Origin of the sequence: Streptomyces sp. NPDC048106 (assembly GCF_040706415.1) — a bacterium.
Classification (GTDB): Bacteria; Actinomycetota; Actinomycetes; order Streptomycetales; family Streptomycetaceae; genus Streptomyces.
The window spans coordinates 171,708-177,966 of the sequence record NZ_JBEZND010000013.1; the positions used below are offsets into that span (position 1 = coordinate 171,708).

The window sequence follows — 6,259 nt, forward strand, 5'->3', positions numbered from 1 at the left end:
GGCCGGAGCCCGGCCGTCCCACCTTCGGGTGATCTTCGGCCCGGCAAGGTGACGTTCACGGATGAATGGAGCACATGCGGACGATACGGTCACGGGCATGCCTGTGAAGGACGCCCCCGCCCTGCCCCGGTCCCTGCTCGTCCTCGGCGGCACCTCCGAGATCGCTCTCGCCACCGCCCGCCGGCTGATCACCCGCGGCGCCCGCGACGTCTGGCTGGCCGGCCGCCCCTCCCCGGCCCTGGAACAGGCCGCCGGGAGTCTGCGCGCGCTCGGCGCGGCCACCCGTACGGTCGACTTCGACGCCCTCCAGCCCGCCTCCCACGAGACCGCGCTCGGCAAGGTGTTCGCCGAGGGCGCCATCGACCTGGTGCTGTTCGCCTTCGGCGTCCTCGGCGACCAGGCCCACGACGAACGCGAGCCGCTGCGCGCCGTGCGGATCGCCCAGACCAACTACACCGGGGCGGTCTCCGCGGGCCTCGTCGCCGCGAGCGCCCTCCAGGCGCAGGGCCACGGCTCGCTCGTCGTCCTCTCCGCCACCGCCGGCGAGCGCGCCCGCCGCGCCGACTTCATCTACGGCTCCAGCAAGGCGGGCCTGGACACCTTCGCCCAGGGCCTCGGGGAGGCGCTGTACGGCACGGGCGTGCGGGTGATGGTCGTACGGCCCGGGTTCGTGCGGACGAGGATGACGGCGGGCCTGCCCCGCGAGCCGTTCGCCACGACCCCGCAGGCGGTCGCCGCGGCGATCGAACTGGGCCTGCGCCGGGGCTCGGAGACGGTGTGGGTGCCGGGGGTGCTGCGGCTGGTGATGGCCGCGCTGCGGCACGCGCCGCGGGCGCTGCTGCGCGGACTGGCCCTGTGACGGCCGGCTACCGCTACCGGCTGGCGATGGTGCCGCGGCCGATGTCGGCGGGGGCCGCCTGGGGCGGTACGACGGAGCCGCCGAAGGGGTACTCCCGCAGCTTGCGCCACACCGCGTCCGCGCCCTGCTCGTAGAGCGCGAACCCGGTGCACGGCCACTCGGCTTCGAAACCGGCCAGCTCCGCGAACGCGCGGTCCATCGCCGCATCCTCGATGCCGTGCGCCACGGTGACATGCGGGTGGTAGGGGAACTGGAGCTCACGGGCGCAGGGCCCGCCGGGCTCGCGGACCCGCTGCTGGAGCAGGGCGCAGTCCTCGGCGCCCCGCACCACGCGGACGTAGACCACCGGGGAGACGGGCCGGAAGGTGCCCGTGCCGTGCAGCCGCATCGGGAACGGGCGGCCGGCGGCGGCCACCTTGTCGAGGTGGGCCGCGACGGCGGGCAGCGCGGCGCGGTCCAGCTCGGTCGGCGGCAGCAGGGTGACGTGGGTGGGGATGCAGTAGGCAGCGGCGTCGCCGAAGCCCGCGCGCCGCTCCTGGAGCAGGCTGCCGTGAGGCTCCGGAACCGCGATCGACACGCCGATCGTTACGGTCCCCACGTCGTCTCCTGTCGTCGCGTCCGTCGTCTGCTCGGCCGACTCGTACGGGCCTTCGGCTTCGACTGTACGGCCATGGGTGTCCTGTGGGCAGGCGCAACGGAAGTGATGTGCAGCGCTCTGCCCGATCGGACGTGCGAACGGCCGTGCGCCTGCGCGCCGGGTCCGTGCTCCCTCGGCGCGGGCCGTGCCGTTCGGTGCTTCGGTCAGTGCTTCGGTCAGTGCTTCGCCGGCAGGAAACCGACGCGGTCGTACGCCTGCGCGAGGGTCTCGGCGGCGACGGCGCGCGCCTTCTCCGCACCCTTGGCGAGGACCGAGTCGAGCGTCTCGGCGTCGTCCAGGTACTGCTGGGTGCGCTCGCGGAACGGCGTCACGAACTCGACCATGACCTCGGCGAGATCGGTCTTGAGCGCGCCGTACATCTTGCCCTCGTACTCCCGCTCCAGCTCGGCGACCGACTTGCCGGTGAGCACGGAGTAGATGGTGAGCAGGTTGGAGACGCCGGGCTTCGCCTCCGCGTCGTAGCGGATCACGGTGTCGGTGTCGGTGACCGCGCTCTTGACCTTCTTGGCGGTGGTCTTCGGGTCGTCCAGGAGGTTGATGAGGCCCTTCGGCGTGGACGCCGACTTGCTCATCTTGATCGCCGGGTCCTGGAGGTCGTAGATCTTCGCCGTCTCCTTGAGGATGTACGGCTCCGGGATCGTGAACGTCTGTCCGAAGCGGCCGTTGAACCGCTCGGCCAGGTCGCGGGTCAGCTCGATGTGCTGGCGCTGGTCCTCGCCGACCGGCACCTGGTTGGCCTGGTACAGCAGGATGTCCGCGACCTGGAGGATCGGGTACGTGAACAGGCCGACCGAGGCGCGCTCGGCGCCCTGCTTGGCGGACTTGTCCTTGAACTGGGTCATGCGGCTGGCCTCGCCGAAGCCGGTGAGGCAGTTCATCACCCAGGCCAGCTCGGCGTGTTCGGGGACGTGGCTCTGCACGAACAGGGTGCAGTGGTCCGGGTCCAGACCGGCGGCAAGGAGCTGCGCGGCGGCGAGGCGGGTGTTGGCCCGCAGCTCCTTGGGGTCCTGGGGAACCGTGATCGCGTGCAGGTCGACGACCATGTAGAAGGCGTCGTGGGTCTCCTGGAGGGACACCCACTGGCGGACGGCGCCGAGGTAGTTGCCGAGGTGGAACGAGCCGGCGGTGGGCTGGATGCCGGACAGCACGCGGGGCTTTTCAGCAGAGGCCATGTCGCCCATTCTCTCATCGGCCGGGAGTGGGATCGGCCCCTGCTGTGGAAGGCCCCGTGCGGTGGGAGGTCCCGTGAGGTCGTCCCGCGCGGTGCGGGCGGTGCAGGGGGGCGCGGGCCGGTCGTGGCCGGTCGCGCCCCCAGGCGGTTGTCAGCCCAGGTCGACTTCCGGGTACAGCGGGAAGCCCGCGACCAGGTCCGTCGCCCGCTGCGCGATCTCCTGGGACACCTTCTCCTCCAGGACGTGGGCCGCCTTGGACGGGGCGCCCGACTTGGTGGTGCCCGGTTCGGTCGCCGTCAGGACGCGGTCGATCAGGGCCGCCACCTCGTCCATCTCCGCGGTGCCGAGGCCCCGGGTGGTCAGGGCCGGGGTGCCGATGCGGATGCCGGAGGTGTACCAGGCGCCGTTGGGGTCGGCCGGGATGGCGTTGCGGTTGGTGACGATGCCGGAGTCGAGGAGGGCGGCCTCGGCCTGGCGGCCGGTGAGGCCGTAGGAGCCGGCGACGTCGATCAGGTTGAGGTGGTTGTCGGTGCCGCCGGTGACGAGGGTCGCGCCCCGGCGCTTCAGGCCCTCCGCCAGCGCGCGGGAGTTGTCCACGATGCGCTGCGCGTAGTCCTGGAACGCGGGCTGCCGGGCCTCGGCCAGGGCGACCGCCTTGGCGGCCATGACGTGCGGCAGCGGGCCGCCGAGGACCATCGGGCAGCCGCGGTCGACCTGGTCCTTGAGGGAGTCGTCGCACAGCACCATGCCGCCGCGCGGGCCGCGCAGCGACTTGTGGGTGGTGGTGGTGACGATCTGGGCGTGCGGGACCGGGTCGAAGTCGCCGGTGAGGACCTTGCCCGCGACGAGACCGGCGAAGTGGGCCATGTCGACCATGAGGGTCGCGCCGACCTCGTCCGCGATCTCGCGCATGGTCCGGAAGTTCACCAGCCGGGGGTACGCCGAGTAGCCCGCCACGATGATCAGCGGCTTGAACTCGCGGGCCTGGGCGCGCAGCGCGTCGTAGTCGATGAGGCCGGTCGCGGGGTCGGTGCCGTAGGAGCGCTGGTCGAACATCTTGCCGGAGATGTTCGGGCGGAAGCCGTGGGTGAGGTGGCCGCCGGCGTCCAGGGACATGCCGAGCATCCGCTGGTTGCCGAAGGCCTGGCGCAGCTCGGCCCAGTCGGCGTCGGTGAGGTCGTTGACCTGGCGGGCGCCGGCCTTCGCCAGGAAGGGCACCTCGACGCGGTCGGCGAGCACGGCCCAGAAGGCGACGAGGTTGGCGTCGATGCCGGAGTGCGGCTGGACGTAGGCGTGCCGGGCGCCGAAGAGTTCGCGGGCGTGCTCGGCGGCGAGGGACTCGACGGTGTCGACGTTGCGGCAGCCGGCGTAGAAGCGGCGGCCGACGGTGCCCTCGGCGTACTTGTCGCTGAACCAGTTGCCCATCGCGAGGAGGGTCGCCGGAGAGGCGTAGTTCTCGGACGCGATCAGCTTGAGCATCGCGCGCTGGTCGGTGACCTCCTGGCCGATGGCGTCGGCGACCCGCGGCTCCACGGCGCGGATCACGTCGAGGGCGGCGCGGAAGGCGGTGGACTCGGTGGACAGGGGCTGCTGCTCTGGCATGGGGACCTCCGGACGGCGTGCGTTTCAGCGTTCACGTTCGGCCCAGGCGCACGGCTCTGATTCCCGCAGGGCCGCTCCCTGATGGTCGGTCCCATCCCAGCGCGCCAGTCACGGCCCGTGGCTCAGCGTACCGGCCGGGTTCCGCGGGAGAGATCCGGCGTCCACCATGCGGGCGACGAAATGAGCGGTCCGGTGGTGTCAGAGGATCACGTGGGGCAGGAAGCGGGCGTACTCGTCCGTGATGGGGCCCGACGACTCGCGGATGCCGAGGCCGGCGGGTTCGTCGCCGATGACCCAGGCGCCGAGGACGACGTGGTTGCCGTCGAAGGCGGGCAGGGGGGCGAGCTGCTGGTAGCAGCAGGGGTCGGGGCGGACGGCGGGCGGGGTGCCCGGCGGGTGCAGGGTGATGCCCTCGCCCTCGCGGCCCAGGAGGGGTTTGGCGACGTAGCCGGTGGTGGTGGCGAGGTCGCGGGGGCCGTCGAGGTGGGCCGGGAGCAGGTTGGGGTGGCCGGGGTACAGCTCCCAGAGGACGGCCAGGAGGGCCTTGTTGCTCAGGAGCATCTTCCAGGCGGGCTCTATCCACAGGGTGCTGCCGGTGCCGCCGCCGTTGTCCAGGGTGTCCAGGACGTGGCCGCCGAAGGCGTCGGCGGTGAGCCATTCCCAGGGGTAGAGCTTGAAGAGGGCGCGGATGAACCGGAGCCGGTTGTCCACGAACCGGCCGGAGAGGGTGTCCCAGCCGATCTCCTCCATGGCGAGCCAGTCGGTGTCCAGGCCCGCCTGTTCCGCGGTCTCCTTCAGGTAGGCGACCGTCATCAGGTCCTCGCCCAGCTCGTCGGCGGCGGAGTGCGCGAAGTGCAGGGGGCTGCCGGGCGGCAGCAGCGCGGCCTGCCTGCGCCAGGAGTCCACCAGGCGTTCGTGCAGCGAGTTCCACTGGTCCGCGCCGGGGAAGCGGTCCTCCATCCAGAACCACTGGGGGGAGGCGGCCTCCACCAGGGACGTGGGGGTGTCGGCGTTGTACTCCAGCAGCTTGGCGGGGCCGGTGCCGTCGTAGCGCAGGTCGAACCGGCCGTAGAAGGAGGGGAGTTCGGCGCGGCGGTGCCAGGACTCGGTGACCGCGGTGGCCACCCGCGGGTCGGTGATGCCGAGGTCGGCGAGTCGGTCCTCGGCCACCATGCGGTCGGCCGCCGCCAGGCACATGGCGTGCAGTTCGGCGACCGTCTCCTCCAGCGCCTCGACCTCGGGGAGCGAGAAGACGTAGTACGCGCTCTCGTCCCAGTAGGGGCGCAGGCTCCCGTCGGGGTGGCGGGTGAGCGGGTAGATCAGCCCCTGCTCCTCGACGGTCCGCTGCCAGTCGGGGCGCGGGGTGGTGGTACGGCGTTCCATCCGACGGCCCCGGTCAGCCGCCGGAGCTGTGCGAACCGCCGCCGAAGCCGCCGCGGTGCACCCCGCCGGTGCCGTAGTGCGTCGAGGAGTGGCTCGTGGAGTGGCCCGAGCCGTGCGACGGCTTGGTGAAGGAGCCGCCGTCCACCCAGGAGCCCTTCTTCTTCCCGCCGTAGTACCAGGCGCCGTCGACCCGCGTCTTGCCCGAGCCGCAGTTCTTGCCGGAGACGACCTTGTAGCCCTTGGCGTAGTCGTAGCTGGCCTGGTCCACGCAGCGCTTGTCCGGCTCGGACGAGCAGGCGGTGAGCGCGGCGGCCAGCAGGCCGACACCGCCCAGGACCACCGTGCCGGAGCGCAACCTTCGCCTGTTCTCGGCCGTTTCGGCCATGTTCGTGTCTCCCCCGTGTGCGATGAGCGGTGCGGCAAGCCTAGATGTTCTGTCCGGGGAGGTTGTGGACGGGTGAGCCAGGTCTCGGCTGAGGGATCTTGAACGGGTGAGGGCCCTTCCGGTTCGGTGTGGATTGCGACGTCTACACCGACCAGAAAGGCCCTCGTGGTCCACCGTAATGCACCCCTGACCGAGACCGG

6 protein-coding genes and 1 riboswitch are annotated in these 6,259 nt (G+C 71.9%); of the genes, 1 reads left to right on the plus strand and 5 read right to left on the minus strand.

Annotated elements, in window-relative coordinates:
* The first annotated feature begins 103 nt into the window (after positions 1–103).
* A complete protein-coding gene (locus AB0927_RS16565) occupies positions 104–859 on the plus strand; it encodes a decaprenylphospho-beta-D-erythro-pentofuranosid-2-ulose 2-reductase (protein WP_366668301.1) in 756 nt (251 codons plus the stop codon).
* Positions 860–872: 13 nt separating this feature from the next.
* Here AB0927_RS16565 and AB0927_RS16570 read toward each other — a convergent pair whose 3' ends face one another.
* The 5 genes from AB0927_RS16570 to AB0927_RS16590 all read right to left on the minus strand — a co-directional run bounded on the left by AB0927_RS16570 (position 873) and on the right by AB0927_RS16590 (position 6,059).
* A complete protein-coding gene (locus tag AB0927_RS16570) occupies positions 873–1,457 on the minus strand; it encodes a 2'-5' RNA ligase family protein (RefSeq protein ID WP_366668285.1) in 585 nt (194 codons plus the stop codon).
* A 215-nt stretch (positions 1,458–1,672) separates the two neighbouring features.
* Positions 1,673–2,689, minus strand: a complete 1,017-nt coding sequence (gene trpS / locus AB0927_RS16575; protein ID WP_366668286.1) for a tryptophan--tRNA ligase — start codon at positions 2,687–2,689, stop codon at positions 1,673–1,675.
* A gap of 150 nt (positions 2,690–2,839) precedes the next feature.
* A complete protein-coding gene (locus AB0927_RS16580) occupies positions 2,840–4,291 on the minus strand; it encodes a glycine hydroxymethyltransferase (protein WP_366668287.1) in 1,452 nt (483 codons plus the stop codon).
* Between the two features lie 33 nt (positions 4,292–4,324).
* A riboswitch (ZMP/ZTP riboswitch) is annotated at positions 4,325–4,413 on the minus strand.
* Between the two features lie 76 nt (positions 4,414–4,489).
* Complete coding sequence (locus tag AB0927_RS16585; protein WP_366668288.1) at positions 4,490–5,674, minus strand: glutathionylspermidine synthase family protein; 1,185 nt, start codon at positions 5,672–5,674, stop codon at positions 4,490–4,492.
* Between the two features lie 13 nt (positions 5,675–5,687).
* Complete coding sequence (locus tag AB0927_RS16590; protein ID WP_366668289.1) at positions 5,688–6,059, minus strand: hypothetical protein; 372 nt, start codon at positions 6,057–6,059, stop codon at positions 5,688–5,690.
* Positions 6,060–6,259: the final 200 nt, after the last annotated feature.

What these genes read in the sequence shown, in the direction of transcription:
- trpS (WP_366668286.1), bottom strand. Translation starts at nt 2,689, where the DNA reads ATGGCCTCTGCTGAAAAGCCCCGCGTGCTGTCCGGCATCCAGCCCACC.
- AB0927_RS16585 (WP_366668288.1), bottom strand. Translation starts at nt 5,674, where the DNA reads ATGGAACGCCGTACCACCACCCCGCGCCCCGACTGGCAGCGGACCGTC.
- AB0927_RS16590 (WP_366668289.1), bottom strand. Translation starts at nt 6,059, where the DNA reads ATGGCCGAAACGGCCGAGAACAGGCGAAGGTTGCGCTCCGGCACGGTG.
- AB0927_RS16580 (WP_366668287.1), bottom strand. Translation starts at nt 4,291, where the DNA reads ATGCCAGAGCAGCAGCCCCTGTCCACCGAGTCCACCGCCTTCCGCGCC.